General features: G+C 73.0%; 12 protein-coding genes, 1 pseudogene and 1 riboswitch. Of the genes and pseudogenes, 5 read left to right on the top strand and 8 right to left on the bottom strand.

The window, feature by feature from the left end; translation table 11 throughout:
- Nucleotides 1–118 precede the first annotated feature (118 nt).
- From EV386_RS15710 to EV386_RS15700, 3 genes are read right to left on the bottom strand one after another with little or no spacing between them, the layout of a single operon-like run.
- The gene (locus EV386_RS15710; RefSeq protein WP_130416252.1) at nt 119–1,000 is read right to left on the bottom strand and encodes a carbohydrate ABC transporter permease; all 882 of its coding nucleotides are present in this window, start codon (nt 998–1,000) and stop codon (nt 119–121) included.
- Nucleotides 997–2,022 (bottom strand): carbohydrate ABC transporter permease, encoded by a 1,026-nt coding sequence (locus EV386_RS15705; protein ID WP_242608003.1) that lies wholly within the window; start codon nt 2,020–2,022, stop codon nt 997–999. The genes EV386_RS15710 and EV386_RS15705 overlap by 4 nt, the downstream gene beginning before the upstream one ends.
- Before the next feature lie 16 nt (nt 2,023–2,038).
- Complete coding sequence (locus tag EV386_RS15700) at nt 2,039–3,367, bottom strand: extracellular solute-binding protein (protein ID WP_130416250.1); 1,329 nt, start codon at nt 3,365–3,367, stop codon at nt 2,039–2,041.
- Between the two features lie 231 nt (nt 3,368–3,598).
- On the opposite strand from EV386_RS15700, the gene EV386_RS15695 reads away from it, so the two are divergent.
- A complete protein-coding gene (locus EV386_RS15695) occupies nt 3,599–4,600 on the top strand; it encodes a LacI family DNA-binding transcriptional regulator (RefSeq protein ID WP_130416249.1) in 1,002 nt (333 codons plus the stop codon).
- A 214-nt stretch (nt 4,601–4,814) separates the two neighbouring features.
- Entirely contained in the window at nt 4,815–6,002 is a 1,188-nt protein-coding gene (locus tag EV386_RS15690; RefSeq protein ID WP_130416248.1) for a GNAT family N-acetyltransferase, read from the top strand.
- A gap of 58 nt (nt 6,003–6,060) precedes the next feature.
- Here EV386_RS15690 and EV386_RS15685 read toward each other — a convergent pair whose 3' ends face one another.
- Nucleotides 6,061–6,816 (bottom strand): copper homeostasis protein CutC, encoded by a 756-nt coding sequence (locus EV386_RS15685; protein ID WP_242608002.1) that lies wholly within the window; start codon nt 6,814–6,816, stop codon nt 6,061–6,063.
- 94 nt (nt 6,817–6,910) lie between these two features.
- Between EV386_RS15685 and pgi the strand changes: the two genes are divergently transcribed.
- Together pgi and EV386_RS15675 are read left to right on the top strand one after the other, a co-directional pair.
- Complete coding sequence (gene pgi, locus EV386_RS15680; protein ID WP_130416246.1) at nt 6,911–8,626, top strand: glucose-6-phosphate isomerase; 1,716 nt, start codon at nt 6,911–6,913, stop codon at nt 8,624–8,626.
- 110 nt (nt 8,627–8,736) lie between these two features.
- Nucleotides 8,737–9,603 (top strand): aldo/keto reductase, encoded by an 867-nt coding sequence (locus tag EV386_RS15675; RefSeq protein ID WP_130416245.1) that lies wholly within the window; start codon nt 8,737–8,739, stop codon nt 9,601–9,603.
- A gap of 130 nt (nt 9,604–9,733) precedes the next feature.
- Here the strand turns inward: EV386_RS15675 and EV386_RS15670 are convergent, their stop codons facing one another.
- From EV386_RS15670 to EV386_RS15660, 3 genes are read right to left on the bottom strand one after another with little or no spacing between them, the layout of a single operon-like run.
- Entirely contained in the window at nt 9,734–10,807 is a 1,074-nt protein-coding gene (locus EV386_RS15670; RefSeq protein WP_130416244.1) for an ABC transporter ATP-binding protein, read from the bottom strand.
- Nucleotides 10,807–12,516, bottom strand: coding sequence for an ABC transporter permease (locus EV386_RS15665; protein ID WP_130416243.1), 1,710 nt, complete (start codon nt 12,514–12,516; stop codon nt 10,807–10,809). Before EV386_RS15665 ends, EV386_RS15670 begins: the two co-directional genes overlap by 1 nt.
- A 32-nt stretch (nt 12,517–12,548) precedes the next feature.
- Entirely contained in the window at nt 12,549–13,640 is a 1,092-nt protein-coding gene (locus EV386_RS15660; RefSeq protein ID WP_130416242.1) for a thiamine ABC transporter substrate-binding protein, read from the bottom strand.
- Between the two features lie 68 nt (nt 13,641–13,708).
- Nucleotides 13,709–13,812, bottom strand: a riboswitch (TPP riboswitch).
- Nucleotides 13,813–13,915: 103 nt separating this feature from the next.
- Between EV386_RS15660 and EV386_RS18920 the strand changes: the two are divergent.
- Nucleotides 13,916–14,128 (top strand): annotated as a pseudogene (locus EV386_RS18920) (DUF4235 domain-containing protein); the annotation flags it as partial.
- On the opposite strand, the gene EV386_RS15650 reads toward EV386_RS18920, so the two are convergent.
- On the bottom strand, nt 14,085–15,596 hold the full coding sequence (locus tag EV386_RS15650) for an acyltransferase family protein (protein WP_130416241.1): 1,512 nt from the start codon (nt 15,594–15,596) through the stop codon (nt 14,085–14,087). The pseudogene EV386_RS18920 and the gene EV386_RS15650 overlap by 44 nt on opposite strands.
- Nucleotides 15,597–15,629 lie beyond the last annotated feature (33 nt).

Below are 15,629 nucleotides of genomic sequence, written 5' to 3'. Positions count from 1 at the left end.
CGGGGCGGCCCCGTAGCGCTTCCACGCTACGAGGCCCCCGCTCACAGAAATCGATTTTGGCGCACAACGCCGCGGTTGTGGCATCGAGGCTCCAACTGCGTCGTCCAACGCGCCGCGCTCACCCCTTCACAGCGCCCTGAAGACCGCTGACGATGCGCTTCTGCATCGCCAAGAAGAAGACCAGTGCGGGGATCATCGCGAGGCTCGTGAACGCGAAGACGCCGGCCGTGTCGGAGCCGTGCTCCGAGGAGAAGTCGGCGACACCGAGCGGCAGGGTCTTGTTCTGCGGCCCGAGCAGGAGCAGCGGCAACAGATACGCGTTCCACGAGCCGACGAACGCCAGGACACCTACCGTCACCATGCCAGGCCCCGACAGCGGCAGCAAAATCCGCCAGAAGAACCCGATCCGGCTGGCGCCGTCGAGCTGGGCCGCCTCCTCAAGCTCCTTGGGCAGCGCCACGAGGAACGGGCGCAGGATGACCACCGTCGTGGGCAGCGCGAACGCGGCCTGAGGCAGCGCGATGCCGATCCACGTGTTGCCGAGGTGGAAGTTCTGCGTGATGAGGATGAACAGCGGGATGATCGCGACCGACGCGGGGAACAGCAGCCCGACGACGAACACCATGAAGACGCCCTCGCGGTACTTGAACTCGTACCGCGCGAGCGGGTAGGCCGCCATGATGCCGCAGATCACCACGAGCGCCGTGGTGATGACCGCGATGCCCGTCGAGTTGAGCGCGTACCGCCAAAAGTCCGGGTTGGTCAGCACGCCCGTGTAGTTGAACAGCACCCACGGGTGCGGCAGCGCCGCCGGGTTCTCGGCGATCTGCGCGTTGGTGCGAAAACCCCCGAGCACGCCGTAGATCACAGGGCCGAGCGTGAGGGCCACGACGACCAGCGCGACGAAGTACACCGCCGCCGTCGACGGCTTGAGGTCGAACCGCCGGGGGCGGCGGACAGCCGCGGGGGCCGCGTGCCGGGTCAGCGTCGTCGCGCTCATCGCTTGGCCTTTCGCCGGGGCTGGTCCGGGCGCGTGTCGCGGCGCAGGACGAGCTGCTGATACGCCACCGCGAGGACCAGCGCGATCACGAACAGGATCACGGAGGCGGCGCTGGCGATGCCGAACGCCTGGCTCTTGGTGCCCTGGTAGATGAGGAAGGTCGCCATCGTGGACGTCCGCCCGATGGGGCCGCCGCCGGTCAGGATCCAGACCATGTCGAAGATCTGCAGCGAGCCGATCATCGACAGGAACGCCCACGTGCGCACCGTCGGCCCGAGCAGCGGCACGGTGATCTTGCGCTGCACCTGCCACCACGAGGCGCCGTCGAGCTGCGCGGCCTCGTACAGGTCCTCAGGCACGCCCTGCAAGCCGGCGAGGAACAGGATGACCGCCAGGCCCAGGTACTTCCAGGTGAGCACGAACAGCACGGTCCACAGCGCGATGTCGGGTGTGCCGAGGAAGCCCTGCTGCGGCGTCGGGATGTGCAAAAAGCGGGCGATCGCGTCGACGCCGCCGTAAGTCGGCACCAGGAGCTGGCGCCATACGACGCCCGCGACGACCTCGGACAGGACGTAGGGCACGAAGATGAGCGTGCGCAGCAGTCCCTGGCCCCACATCTTGCGGTTGAGCAGCAGCGCGATCCCCAGACCGAGCGGGAGCTGCACCGCGATCGAGACCACGATGATGATGAGGTTGTGCGTCAGGGCGTCGGTGAACAGCTGGTTGGTCAGCACCGACACGTAGTTGTGCAGGCCGACGAAGTCGACCAGGGGTCCGATGCCCTTCCACTTGTACAGCGAGATCTGGACCGCCGTGATGATCGGCCAGACCACGAACATGAGGAAGAGGACAAGGGCGGGCGCGACGAAGAAGGCGATCTCCGCACGCTTGCGCCAGGCTGCGGCACTCCTCCCGCGGCGCCGGCCCAGGCCGGAGCCCGCCACCCTCGCGTGAGCGAGGGGGGCGGGCCCGGCTGAGCTGACGAACGCCGCAGGCGAGGCGGCCACACGAGGGGTGGTCACGTCGTCTGCCACGTCCTTACTCCGAGTCGGCCGCGCTCTGGATCGCGTCGACGATCTCCTGCGGACCGGGGTTTCCGGCGAACACCTGCGCGATCGCGTCGTTCATCGGGTTGCCGATGGCGGCGCCGAGGCGGGTGTCGAGGTACAGCTGCGTGTTGCCACCGGCGTCGCGCACCGGGATGAGCTGCTTGAGCGTCGCGTTCGAGATCGAGTCGGTCGCGGCGGGGTTGGTCGGCAGGCCCATGTCACGCTCGGCGAAGCCCTGCTGGACCTCGTCGGACAGCAGGTACTTGGCGAAGTCGACGGCCGCGTCGGGGGCGCTGGTCGAGACCTCCCACGCGTCACCGCCACCCATCTGGTCCTTGGGGTCGCCGCCCTGGCCCGGGAAGGTCGGGTAGGCGAACCAGCCCAGGAAGCTGGGGACCTTGCCGTCGGCCGTCAGGCCGCCCGCCACACCGGGCTCCCAGTGGCCGGCGAGCTCCATGGCGACCTTGCCGGTCGCGAGCAGGCCGGACGCCGACGTCGGACCCTCCTGCGCCTTGGTCGACAGGAAGCCGTCGTTGAACGGCTGGGTGGCCACGAGGTCCTGCAGGTGCTCGCCCGCCTTGAGGAAGCACGGGTCCGAGTAGTCCTTGTCGGCGATGGCGCTCTCGACCGTGTCGAAGGGGCACTCGCGGACGACGTTGTAGTACCAGTAGTGCGCGGCCGGCCACTTGTCGCCGGCGCCGACCGACGCCGGGGCGATGCCCGCGGCCTTGAGCTTGTCGATGTAGCCGTTGAACTCATCGATCGTCGGGGCCGGGTTGACGTCGGTGATGCCCGCCTGGGCGAACAGGTCCTTGTTGTACCAGAAGCCCACCAGGCCGATCGAGAACGGCAGGGCGTAGACCTTGCCGTCGACCGTGTACTGGCCGGTGAAGGCCGAGATCTTCGAGATGGTGTCCGAGGCGACGTCGGTCAGGTCGCGCGTGACGCCCGAGTCGACCTCGTTCTGGAGCTCGCCGCCACCGCGGGACATGAAGACGTCCGGGATCTGGTCCGGGTCGCCCGACTGCAGGGCGGCCGAGAGCTTGGTCAGCATGTCCTCGTGCTGCATGGCGCTGACCTCGACGTGGACGCCGGTCTTCTCCTCGAAGTCCTTGGCGACCTGGTCGTAGTAGTCCTTGCCGTCACCGGTGTTCGAGTTGTGCCACCAGGTGATGGTCTTGGCGTCCGCGTCCGCCGCCTTCGGCGATCCGCTGGCGCCCGTGGTGGCCGCGCCGCCCGATCCCGCACAACCCGCGGCGAGCAGCGCGACGGTCGCACCGAGGGCGACGATCGCCCCTCCGCGCATCTTCCTCGTCATCGTGGAAACCCCTTGGTCATCGTCGACAACATCGACAGGGAAATCTGTCAACCGGGACTGTCGCAGGATGATCGATCGAGTGTCAATCGTTATCGATAACGATTTCGCTTCGGAGGGTCACGGGAGCGTCACGAGCCTTGAACTGGTCACGAAAGCGACATGACAGGCTAATGTTCACTTGTGAGCACCGAAGCCCACCCCCGAGACAACCCGCCCACAACGATCGGTCGCGTGACGATCACCGATGTCGCCCGCGCAGCGGGAGTCTCGGTCGCGACCGTCTCCAAGGTCGTCAACGGCCGCTACGGCGTCGCGTCGAGCACGGCCGAGAGAGTTCTGGAGGTCGTCGCGCAGCTCGGCTATGAGACCTCGCTCGTCGCGAGCTCTCTGCGCCGCAGCCGCACCAACGTCATCGGCATCCTGCTCGCGGGATTCGACCCGTTCGCCACCGAGATCCTCAAGGGCATCTCGGCCGAGGCCGTCGGCAAGGGCTACGAACTGCTCGCCTACTCGGGCGCCATCAGCGACGACAACGCCGTCGGCTGGGAGCGGCGCTCGCTGTCCCGGCTGGGCGGCACGCTCATCGACGGCGCCATCATCCTCACGCCCACGGTCTCCGTCCCGACGTCGAGCGTCCCGGTCATCGCGGTCGACCCGCACACCGGCTCGGGCGGACCGTCGACGATCGACTGCGACAACATCGAGGGCGCCCGCGCGGCGACCCGGCACCTCATCGAGCTCGGCCACACTCGCATCGCGCACGTGCGCGGCCGCACCGACCTGGAGTCCGCGCTGCTGCGCGAGCAGGGCTACCGCGACGCGCTGGAGGCCGCGGGCATCGCCTACGACCCCGGGCTCGTGCGCGACGGCGGCTACCGCGCCGCGTGGGCCATCGACGCGGCGCGCGAGCTGCTGACACTGCCCGACCGACCCACCGCCGTGTTCGCCGCGAACGACCTGTCGGCCTTCGGCGTCATGGAGGTCGCCCATGAGCTCGGCCTGCGCATCCCCCAGGATCTGTCGATCGTGGGCTTCGACGACATCCCCGAGGCCGGCAGCGCCACCCCGCGCCTGACGACCATCGCCCAGCCGCTCCAGGAGATGGGCGCCCGCGCCGTGACCATGCTGATCGCGCTGCTCGAGGGCCGCGAGGTCGAGGCGCACGTCCAGCTCCCCTCGCGTCTCGTGGTCCGCCGCTCGACGGCCCCGCCGCCCGAGCCAAACGCCCCCTGACGGCCCCGCTCGCCGCCCGCCGCCGCGTTCGAGCCCTTGCGGAGAGTTCGAGCATTCGTCGCGGTTTTCGAGCACCCGAGCGCTCGAAAACCCTGACGAATGCTCGAACACCTCGGGGCCGGACACCCTGCGGGGACGCGCAGGCTCTGCGCAGCGAGCGCCGCGCTCCGGATTGCGCGTGACGCGCGGGCGCGTGAGGGTTGAGGCTGGGCGTATGAGCGCCACACATCCGACCCTCTCGCACCTCGGGCCTACGGGCTCGCACGCCCCCAAGTGGCAGGTTGTCGAGCCCGCGTGGCGGATCGTCGAGGTCTCGCCCGACGAGCCCGCCGACGGCTGGGCGCACCGCGGTGTCGAGCGCGTCGGGAGGGCGTGCGCCATGGAGCGCGACGGGCACGACGACGACGCGTTGTTCGCCGCCGAGTCCGCGGCCGACCTCGCCCACCAGGACGACGAGGAGCGCACGCTGCTGATCGCCGTCGGGGCCGGCGCACCCGAACCGCAGGCGGTGCTGGGCTGGGCGCGGGTCGACCGCACACGGACGGCGAACCTGCACGCCGCCTGGACGCTCGTCCACACGCACCCCGACCACCGCCGTCGCGGGATCGGCGCCCACCTGCTCGCCCATGCCCAGCGCGTCGCGCACGAGGCCGGGCGCGGCACGCTCCAGGCCGAGGTGTCCTTCGCTGAGGACAGCGACGGGCCGCAGGCGCCCGCGCCGACCGGGGCGGGCGCGGCGCCCCTGGCCGCGCCCGGTGTCCGGTTCGCGCTCGCCCACGGCTTCGACCTCGTGCAGGTCGACCGCCGCTCGACGCTGGCTCTGCCCCTCGCGCCCGACGCGCGCGCCGCCGTCGAGGCCCTCGCCGCCGACGCCGCCTCACACGCGGCGGGGTACCGCCTGCACACCTGGCACGGCGAGATCCCCGAGCGGTGGCTCGACGGGTTTGCGCTGCTGGAGACCCGCATGTCCACCGACGCCCCGATGGGCGGCCTCGACCTCCGCGAGGACGTGTGGGACGCCGGCCGCGTGCTGCGCATGCAGCGCGACCGGGCGGCCATGGGCCACGACTTCGTCATCACCGCGGCGGAGCACGTCGCCACCGGCGAGCTCGCGGCCATGACCATGCTCGACTGGTCGCGCTCGCGCGCCGACTTCGCCATGCAGTGGGACACGATCGTGCTGCGCCCGCACCGGGGCCACCGGCTCGGGATGCTGGTCAAGTGCGCCAACCTGCGACGTCTGGCCGAGCTGTGTCCGGCCGTCCGCCGCGTCCACACCTGGAACGCCGAGGAGAACGGGCCCATGCTCGCGATCAACGTCGCGCTCGGGTTCCGCCCCGCGGGCGGCGCGGCGGTGCTCCAGAAGGTCGCCGCGCCCGAGGAGGCGCCCGCGCCGGTCTGAGCGCCGACGCCGCAGTCAGCGCCGACGCCAGGCGTCGCGGCGGCGCCGTACTCAGCGCCTACGCCGGGCGTGTGGCGGCCGCGAGCGCCGCGGCCGCCGCCGCGACGACGTCGGGGTCCGTGACGTCGCGGGCGCCGTCGCCGCCGCCCGGGCCGCCGTCGCCCGCCACGACCCGGCGGGCCGACAGGTGCACCGCGTCGACGCCCGCCGCGACCAGCGCGGCGACGTCCTCGGGCTTGACGCCGCCCCCGGCCATGAGCTCGACGCCGAGGTCTGCGGCGATCGGCGCGAGCCGCGCCAGCTCGGGGACGCCGGCCCCGGCCGCCGCGGCGCCGCCCGAGGTCAGCACGCGCCGCGCGCCCGCCTCGCGCACCTGGCGCAGCGCGAGCCCGCGGTCGCCGGCGACGTCGAACGCCCGGTGGAAGGTCACCTCGGCGCCGTCCGCGGCGGCGACCAGCGCGTCGAGCGCGGCGAGGTCCACGTCACCCGACCCGGTCAGCGCGCCCACGACGACGCCGTCGGCGCCGGCGTCGAGCACCGCGCGCACATCGCGCACCTGCACGTCGAGCTCGACGGCGTCGTAGGTGAAGCCGCCCGGGCGCGGGCGGACCAGCACGTGCACGCCGGTGCCCGTGCCGGCGAGCGCCTCGGCGACCGCGGCGACCAGCCCGGCCGACGGCGTCAGGCCGCCGGTCGCGGCGAGCGCCGAGCACAGCTCGATGCGCCTGGCGCCGCTGCGGGCGGCGATCAATGCGCCAGCGACATCTTGGACGGCGATCTCAAGGGCAAGGGGGCGTACGTCAACGGAGGCCACGCACGGAATCCTGCCGGTCATCACACGGCGTTGTCCACGCAACGGTCGCGTCTGAGCAGCGCGCATGGCGCCCTGGATCACTAGGTTGGGACCCATGACGACGCCCCCACCCGTCGACCCGACGACCACCTCGGCCTGGGCCGACCTCACCACCCACCACGAGAGCCTCGACGCTGACCTGCGCTCCTGGTTCGCGGCCGACCCGGCGCGCGCCGAGCGGCTCACCTTCGAGGCCGGCGACCTGTGGGTCGACCTGTCGAAGAACCTCGTGACCGACGAGACCCTTGCGCTGCTGGTGCGCCTGGCGCAGGAGGTCGGCCTGACCGATCGCACCGAGGCCATGTTCACGGGCGAGCACATCAACGTCACCGAGGACCGCGCGGTGCTGCACACCGCGCTGCGCCGCACCCCGGGCACGCGCCCGCCGCTGGTCGTCGACGGCCAGCAGGTGGACGACGACGTCGCCGCCGAGCTCGACAAGCTCAGCGCGTTCGCCGACCAGGTCCGCTCGGGCGAGTGGACCGGCGTGAGCGGCAAGCGCGTCGAGACCGTCGTGAACATCGGCATCGGCGGCTCGGACCTGGGCCCCGTGATGATCTACGAGGCGCTGGCCCCCTACCGCCAGGCCGGGCTCACGGTCCGGTTCGTCTCGAACATCGACCCCACCGACGTCGCGCAGAAGACCGCCGACCTCGACCCCGAGACCACGCTGTTCATCGTCGCGTCCAAGACCTTCGGAACGCTGGAGACGCTGACCAACGCGCGCCTGGCCCGCGCGTGGCTGCTCGACGGGCTCGTGGCCCGCGGCGCCATCGCGGACGACGACGAGGCGCGCCGCACGGCCGTCGGCAAGCACTTCGTCGCGGTGTCCACGGCTCTGGACAAGGTCGCGGCGTTCGGCATCGACCCGGCCAACGCGTTCGGGTTCTGGGACTGGGTCGGCGGGCGCTACTCGGTCGGCTCGGCCATCGGCACGTCGCTGGCGATCGCGGTCGGCCCCGACCGGTTCCGTGAGCTGCTGGACGGCTTCCGGATCATCGACGAGCACTTCCGCACGGCTCCTCTTGAGCGCAACGTGCCGACGCTCATGGGCCTGCTCAACGTCTGGTACGTCAACTTCCTGGGCGCGGCCTCGCACGCGGTGCTGCCCTACGCCCAGCAGTTGCACCGCTTCGCGGCGTACCTGCAGCAGCTCACCATGGAGTCGAACGGCAAGTCGGTGCGTTGGGACGGCTCGCCCGTCACGACGGCGACCGGTGAGGTGTTCTGGGGCGAGCCGGGCACCAACGGCCAGCACGCCTTCTACCAGCTTATCCACCAGGGCACGCAGCTCATCCCGGCCGACTTCATCGCCGTCGCCAGGCCCGCCTACCCGCTCGTCGACGCCGAGGGCGATGGCGGCGCGGTGTCCGCGGGCGCCGACGTGCACGAGTTGTTCTTGGCGAACTTCTTCGCCCAGACCAAGGCGCTCGCCTTCGGCAAGACGGCTGACGAGGTGCGCGCCGAGGGCACGCCCGAGCACATCGTCTCGGCGCGGGTGTTCCCGGGCAACCGCCCGACGACGTCGATCCTGGCGCCGGCGCTGACGCCGTCGGTCGTGGGCCAGCTCGTCGCGCTGTACGAGCACATCACGTTCACGCAAGGCATCGTGTGGGGCATCGACTCGTTCGACCAGTGGGGTGTCGAGCTCGGCAAGAAGCTCGCGCTGGAGATCGCGCCCGCGGTCTCGGGCGACGAGGCCGCGCTGGCGGCCCAGGACCCCTCGACGCAGTCCCTGCTGCGCCGCTACCGCGCGCTGCGCGGGGCCTGAGGTCGGTCGAGCGTCCCGGAAAGTCGGCATCCCGAGGGTCTTGGCCGACATTCCGGGACGCTCGCCGGGCGTAAGATCGAATCGGAACGATTCGATCTTGGAGGAGATCCATGCAGACTCGCACGCTCGGAGACCGTCAGGTCAGCGCCATCGGCCTCGGCGGCATGCCCATGTCGATCGAGGGGCGCCCCGACGAGGCGCGATCCGTCGCGACCATCCACGCCGCCCTCGACGCCGGCGTGACGCTCATCGACACCGCCGACTCCTACCACCGCGACGCGAACGAGGTCGGGCACAACGAGGAGCTCATCGCCCGCGCGCTGCGCACCTACGGCTCCGACGTGTCCGACGTGCTCGTGGCGACCAAGGGCGGCCACCTGCGCCCGGGGGACGGCACCTGGACCCAGAACGGCGACCCGGCCTACCTCAAGGAGGCCGCGAAGGCCTCGGCCCGCCGGCTCGGCGTGGAGGCCATCGGCCTGTACCAGTTCCACCGTCCCGACCCGCGCGTGCCCTACGCGGACTCGGTGGGCGCGATCCGCGACCTGCTCGACGAGGGCGTCATCGAGATGGCCGGCATCTCCAACGCCAATCCCGACCAGATCCGCGAGGCCCAGGCGATCCTGGGCGGGCGGCTCGTGTCGGTGCAGAACCAGTTCTCACCCCGCTTCCGCTCCTCGCTGCCCGAGCTTGAGCTGTGCGCCGAGCTCGGCGTCGCGTTCCTGCCCTGGAGCCCGCTGGGAGGCATCGCGCTGGCCCGCTCGGGCGAGCTCGGCGACGCCTACGCGCCGTTCCTCGACGTCGCGCGCGAGCACGGCGTCTCACCCTTCCAGGTGACGCTCGCCTGGGAGCTCGCGCTCGCGCCCGTCGTCATCCCGATCCCCGGCGCCTCGCGGCCCGAGTCGATCGAGGACTCGGCCGGCGCCGTCGAGCTCACGCTGACGCCCGAGGAGGTCGCCCGCCTCTCGGCGGCCTGACCCGCCCGGTCACGCGCGCGGCGCCGCCGTCCGCCGCGCGCGGGCTGCGCCGACGTCTGCGGCACGCGGGCCGCGTCACCGCCTGCGGCACGCGGGCCGCGCCGTTGTCCCGCGGGCTGCGCCGTCGTCCTCAGGCGGGGACGACGGCGCAGCCCGCCGCATCGAGCCGCACCGCGACCTTGTCGCCCGGCGCAGGCGCGGGAGCGTCCGCGGTCAGGTGCGCGACCAACCGCTCCACACCGCCACCGAGGTCGACGTCGACGGTCACCTCGACCCGCCCGCGCCGGAAGGCCGCGGCGACCACGACCGCGCGCCACACGCCGTCGCCCGCGGCGCCGTCCACAACGGCGCCGCCGGGCGGCGCGCTCGCGTCGAGCAACGCGGCGCCGTCGGGCCGAGCGCTCGCGTCGGGCCGCGCGCTGGCCTCGACGCGCAGCCCGTTAGGGCCGACGGCGAGCCAGCCGCCGTCGCGCGGCACGAACGCCTGGTAGCCGAGGAACTCCGCGACCGCGCGTGAGGCCGGCGCCCGCCACAGCTCCTCGGGCGCCGCCGCCTGCAACAGCCGCCCCGCGCGCATGACGCCGACCCGGTCGGCCACGGTGAACGCCTCGTCATGGTCGTGCGTGACGAACACCGCCGTCGTCCCGGTGCCGCGCAGCACGTCGCGCACCTCGACGGCGAGCCGCTCGCGCAGCGCGCGGTCGAGCGCCGAGAACGGCTCGTCGAGCAGCAGCAACCGCGGCCGGGGGGCCAGCGCCCGAGCGAGCGCCACCCGCTGCCGCTCGCCGCCCGACAGCGTCGAGACGGCGCGCCGCTCGTACCCGGCGAGCCCGACGGCGTCGAGCAGCTCGCGCACCCGCGCGGCGCGCTCGGCCCGCGGCGTGCGCATGGTCTCCAACCCGTAGGCGACGTTGCGCGCGACGTCACGGTGCGCGAAGAGCTGCCCGTCCTGGAACAGCAGCCCGAATCCGCGCCGGTGCACCGGCACGCCCGTCAGGTCGGCGCCGTCGTAGGTGACCGATCCCGCCGCCAGCGGCTCCAGGCCCGCCACGGCCCGCAGCAGCGACGATTTGCCGCAGCCGCTGGGCCCCAGCAGCGCGAGGATCTCGCCGTCGGCGACGTCCAGGTCGACGCCGTCGACCGCCGTCGTGCCGCCCGCGCCCCCGTAGCGCACGACGGCGCCCCGCACCGCGAGACCGTCCATCAGAACTCCCCTCCGACCGCGCCCGCCGCGCGGTCCCCGCGCAGCCGCTCGGCCAGCATCATGACGGCGGCGGTGAGCGCCGCGAGCACCACCGACGCCGCGAGCGCCATGCCGTAGTTCTGCGCGCCCGGCCGCCCGATGAGCCGGAAGATCACGACGGGCAGCGTCGCCGAGTCGGGGCGGGCCAGGAACGCCGTCGCGCCGAACTCGCCGAGCGAGACCGCGAACGCGAACCCGATGGCGAGCCCGAGCGAGCGCAGCGCGATCGGCAGGTCGACGTCGCGCAGCACGCGACCTGGCGCGGCGCCCAGCACCGCGGCGGCCTCACGCAGCCGCGGGTCGATGGCTCGCAGCACCGGCAGCACCGTGCGCACCACGAGCGGGATCGCGACGACCGCCTGTGCGATGGGCACCAGCAGGCCCGAGGTGCGCAGGTCGACGTCGAGTCCGAGCGGGCGGTCCAGCGTGATGAGGAACCCGAACCCGACCGTCACGGCCGAGACCCCGAGCGGCAGCATGACGACGGCGTCGAGCGCGCCCACGGCGCGCCGCGCGCCGCTCCCGCGCGGGCGGCGCGAGACGACGAGGGCCACGAGCCCGCCCACGACGACGGCGATCGCGGTGGCGACCAGGGCCGTGCGCAGCGAGGTCGCCAGCGCCTGCCACACGGTGACGACCAGGGCGTTGCGCCCGCCCGTCGTGCCGAGCGCGAGGTAGTTGTCGAGCGTCCACGACCCGTCGCCGTGGCGCAGCGATCGGACCACCAGCCCGGCGAGCGGGGTCACCATGAGCCCGCCCACGACCAGCGCGGTGGCGACGGCGGCCGCGACGTCGGGCAGGGAGCGCACGCTCCAACGGTGCGCGGCGACGTCCTCGTGCTCGAGGTGCAGCGCGTGCTCGCGGCGGGCGCGCGCCCGGCCGGCGGCCCACAGCGCCGCCGAGACGACGACGAGCTGCAGGATCGAGAGCACCGCGGCGGTGCGCAGGTCGAGGAACTGCGTGGTGCGGCGGTAGATCTCGGTCTCGATGGTGCCGTAGCCGGCGCCGCCGAGCACGAGCACGACGCCGAACGCCGTCGCGCAGAACAGGAACACCACGGCGGCGGCCGAGGCGATGGCCGGGGCGAGCGCCGGGAGGGTGACCGTGCGGAAGGCGCGCGCGGGCGAGGCGCCCAGCGCGCGGGCGGCCTGCTCGGCGCGCGGGTCGAGGCGCTCCCACAGCCCGCCGACGGTGCGCACCACGACCGAGACGTTGAAGAACACGAGCGCGAGCACGACGCCCGCGAACGTCTCGTCGAGGTGCGCGAACCCGAGCAGCCCGTCTGGGCGAAACAGCGCGCGGAACGCGACGCCGACGACGACGGTGGGCAGCACGAACGGCACCGTGACCAGTCCACGCAGCAGCGTGCGCCCTGGGAAGCGGGTGCGGTACAGCAGGTAGGTGACGGGCAGTCCGAGCACCACCGACCCGGCGGACCCAGCCGCGGCCTGCGCGAGCGTCGTGCCCAGCAGCCGCCAGGTGCGCGGGGCGCCGAGCACGTCACGCAGTCCGGTCAGGTCGAGGCCGCCGGCCTCGGCCACGAACCCGCGCGCGACGAGCGCCGCGACGGGCCAGGCGAAGAAGACGCCCAGGAACGCCAGGGGCAGCGCGGCCGCGACCGCCCACCCCACCGCGGGGGGCGCGACACGCAGGGGTCGACGGCCGGTCATCCTCCCCAATGTCGCACCCCGCGCGGCGGACGTCAGCCGATGACCGTCGCCGTCCACTTCTCGATCCAGGAGTCACGGTTCGCGGCGATGTCGGCCGCGGGGACCTCGAAGGGCTCGTCGGCCAGCGGGGCGAACTGGGTCCACTCGGCGGGCAGCTCGACCGACGCGTCAGCGGGGTAGACGTACATCTGCCCGGGGATGTCCGCCTGGAAGGGCTGGGAGACCAGGAAGTCCACGAGCCGCTGGGCGCCGGCGGGGTTGGCGGCGCCGCGCAGGACGCCCGCGTACTCGACCTGGCGGAAGCACGTGCCCAGCAGCGCGTGCGTCGTCGTCGCCGAGCCGTCCTCGCTCACGGTGTACGCGGGCGACGACGAGTAGGACACGACGATCGGGCGCGTGCCGCCCTCGCCCGCCCCGGAGAACTCGGAGTAGTACCCGTCCTCCCACGAGTCGGAGACCTTGACGCCGTTGGCGCGCAGCGCGGCCCAGTAGCCCGTCCACCCCGTGCCGTCGTACCCGTCGTCGCCGAACGCGCCGATGGTGGCCAGCAGGAACGCCATGCCGGGCGAGGACGACGCGGGGTTGAGCGCGACCAGCAGGTCCTTGTACTCGGGCTTGGCGACGTCCTCGAGCGTGGTCGGCTCGGGCAGGTCGTGCTCCTCGAACCACGCGACGTCGGTGTTGAGGCACACGTCGCCGCGGTCGATCGGGGTCAGCGCGCCGTCGCCGAGCACGTACGGCTGCGCCGAGGCGTCCAGCCCGGCGGGCGTGTACGGCTCGAGCGCCCCCGCGTCGACGACGCGCGAGGCGAACGTGTTGTCGATCCCGAAGACGACGTCGCCCAGCGGCGAGTCCTTGGTCAGCACGACCTGGTTGGCCAGGGTTCCGGCGTCGCCCATGGGCACCTGCTTGACGGTCAGCCCGCTCTCCCGCTCGAACGCGGCGAGCACATCCTCGGACACGGCCCAGGAGTCGTGCGTGATGAGGGTGACGGTGTCCGACGCCGCGCCGGACGCCGCGTCAGCCGCGGGCTCGGAGCCGCCGCAGGCCGCGAGCGCGGGCAGGAGCGCGACGGCGAGCGCCGCGCCCACGATGCGTCCGCGGCGGGGGGACGTGGTGGTCATGGTGGTTCCTCCTCTGATGTCGAGAAGGGGCTTGTGCCCTCCGCCTCGCCGTGCGGGCGAGGGACACAAGGATGAGAAGCCCGACTTCCTCCACCGGTGCTAACCGGATCAGGTTCGAGGGTCTGCGGTGTCCCGCACTCTCAGCGCCTGTGGCGCTCCCCTGTCGTTCCTGGTCAGGCTACCTCAACGACGACGGCGGCCGCGGCGACCGCGCGCTGCGTGCGCTGCGCGCGTGCCGGGACCGCCCGGAGGGATACGGTGGGCGGGCAGCGTCGATGAACGAGAGAGGCATGCGCGTGGCCGAGCGAGACGAGTCCCTGGCGGTCAAGGTGGGCACGATGGCGCTCACGCTCGCCGCCGGATGGTTGGCGCAGCGGGCGGTCGGGATGATCTGGGCGAAGAGCACCGGGCACGCCGCGCCGAAGGACCCCGACGACGAGAGCGTCACGATCGTCCAGGCGGTGACGTTCGCAGCGGTGTCGGGCGCTGTCGCGGTGCTCGCTCGTCGTCTCGCGCACCAGGGCGCCCGCCGTTACGTGGCCCGACTCGCGTCGTCGTCCGCGACGCCGACTGCCTGACCGCGGGGGTGCGCCGCGCCTCGAAGCGCCCGAACACGCGCACCAGCCCGAGCAGTGTGAGTCCGAACGCGCCGAACCACACCGGGCGCGTCGACCACCAGTCGGTGCTCCACGGCACGGGCGGCTGCTCCCCCAGACCGAGCATGACCGCGCCCAGCACGGCGAACATCGCCGTCAGGTGCCACAGGTAGACCGTCATCGAGCGGCGCGCGAGCGAATCGACGAGGCGCCGTCCCCTTCCGAGCGCCCAGCGTGTCAGTACCGCGCGGGCCAGCAGCGCCAGGGCGACCTGCGCGAGCGACTGGGCCAGGACGGGCGCCGTGGGCGGGGAGAGGTTGGAGATCGCGTCGCCGGGCATGCCGACCATGCTCGCCGGATACGGGCCGAGCGCGACGAGCGCCACCATCGCACCCACCGCGGCGACGGCCAGGACCGCGAGCCGCGCACGTGACGTCCCCGCGAACCCGACGGCACACGAGGCGGCTCCGCGGTAGGCATCGGGGTCGGCGGCGGGGTTGGCGGCGGGGTTGGCGTCACTGTCGGCACCGGGGTTGGCATAGGCGATGCCCAGGAGGAACGGCGCCGACCAGACCAGCAGGACGTTGGCCCAGCCCAGGCCCTCGATCCCCATGCCGAAGCGCAACAGATCGACGGCGAGCGGCGCCGCGACGACCACGAGCACCGCACGCCCCTGCCACCGGCGCCACGCCGCCGCCAGCACGGGCGCCAGCGCCACGAGCGCGACCCACACGCCGAGGAACCACAGCAATTGCGGCGCGATCCGCGCCAGGCGCCACACCGCGCCGTCGGGCACCCCCGCGGCGAGCAGGACGGCGACCGCCACCACCCACGCGGCGAGGAACGCGCCGACCGGGCGGGCCACGCGCAGCAGCCGGCTACCCAGCACCCGACCCCAGCCCTCACCGCGCGCGAGGCGCGCATGCTGGTAGCCGGCCGAGGCGCCCGCCGCGAAGAAGAGGAGCGGGAGCGTCTGCAACACCCACGTCAGCGTCCAGGCGTGTCCGTGTCCCAGCGCGTTGCCGATCCACAGCGTCTGCCCGTCCCACGCGGCCTCGGGCATGAGCCAGTGCAGGGCGACGATCCCCAGGGTCGCCACGGCCCGCACGGCGTCGACGAAGCGGTCCCGGCCCGGCTCGCGCCGCCTTGCCGACGTGGCCGCAGCTCTCGTGCCGGGTGCCGCCGAACGACCCCCGACCGGCGCCCCTGGGGTCAGGGGGCGCTCATGCGGGTTGAGTCCGGCCGGGTTGAGTCCGGGCAGGTTGAGTCCAGGCTGGGTGAGCCCTGCCACGGCGGCGTTGTCCGTGGTGGTGTCCAGCGTGGTGGTGTCCAGCGGGGCGGTGGCAGGCGAGGCGCCCATCGAGGCTCCTGAGGCGAGGGAATGAGTCCCTCC

Source organism: Xylanimonas ulmi (genome assembly GCF_004216535.1).
Classification (GTDB): Bacteria; Actinomycetota; Actinomycetes; order Actinomycetales; family Cellulomonadaceae; genus Xylanimonas; species Xylanimonas ulmi.
Note: the sequence above shows the minus strand (reverse complement) of the source record. Positions and strands in the feature narration are given on the sequence as shown.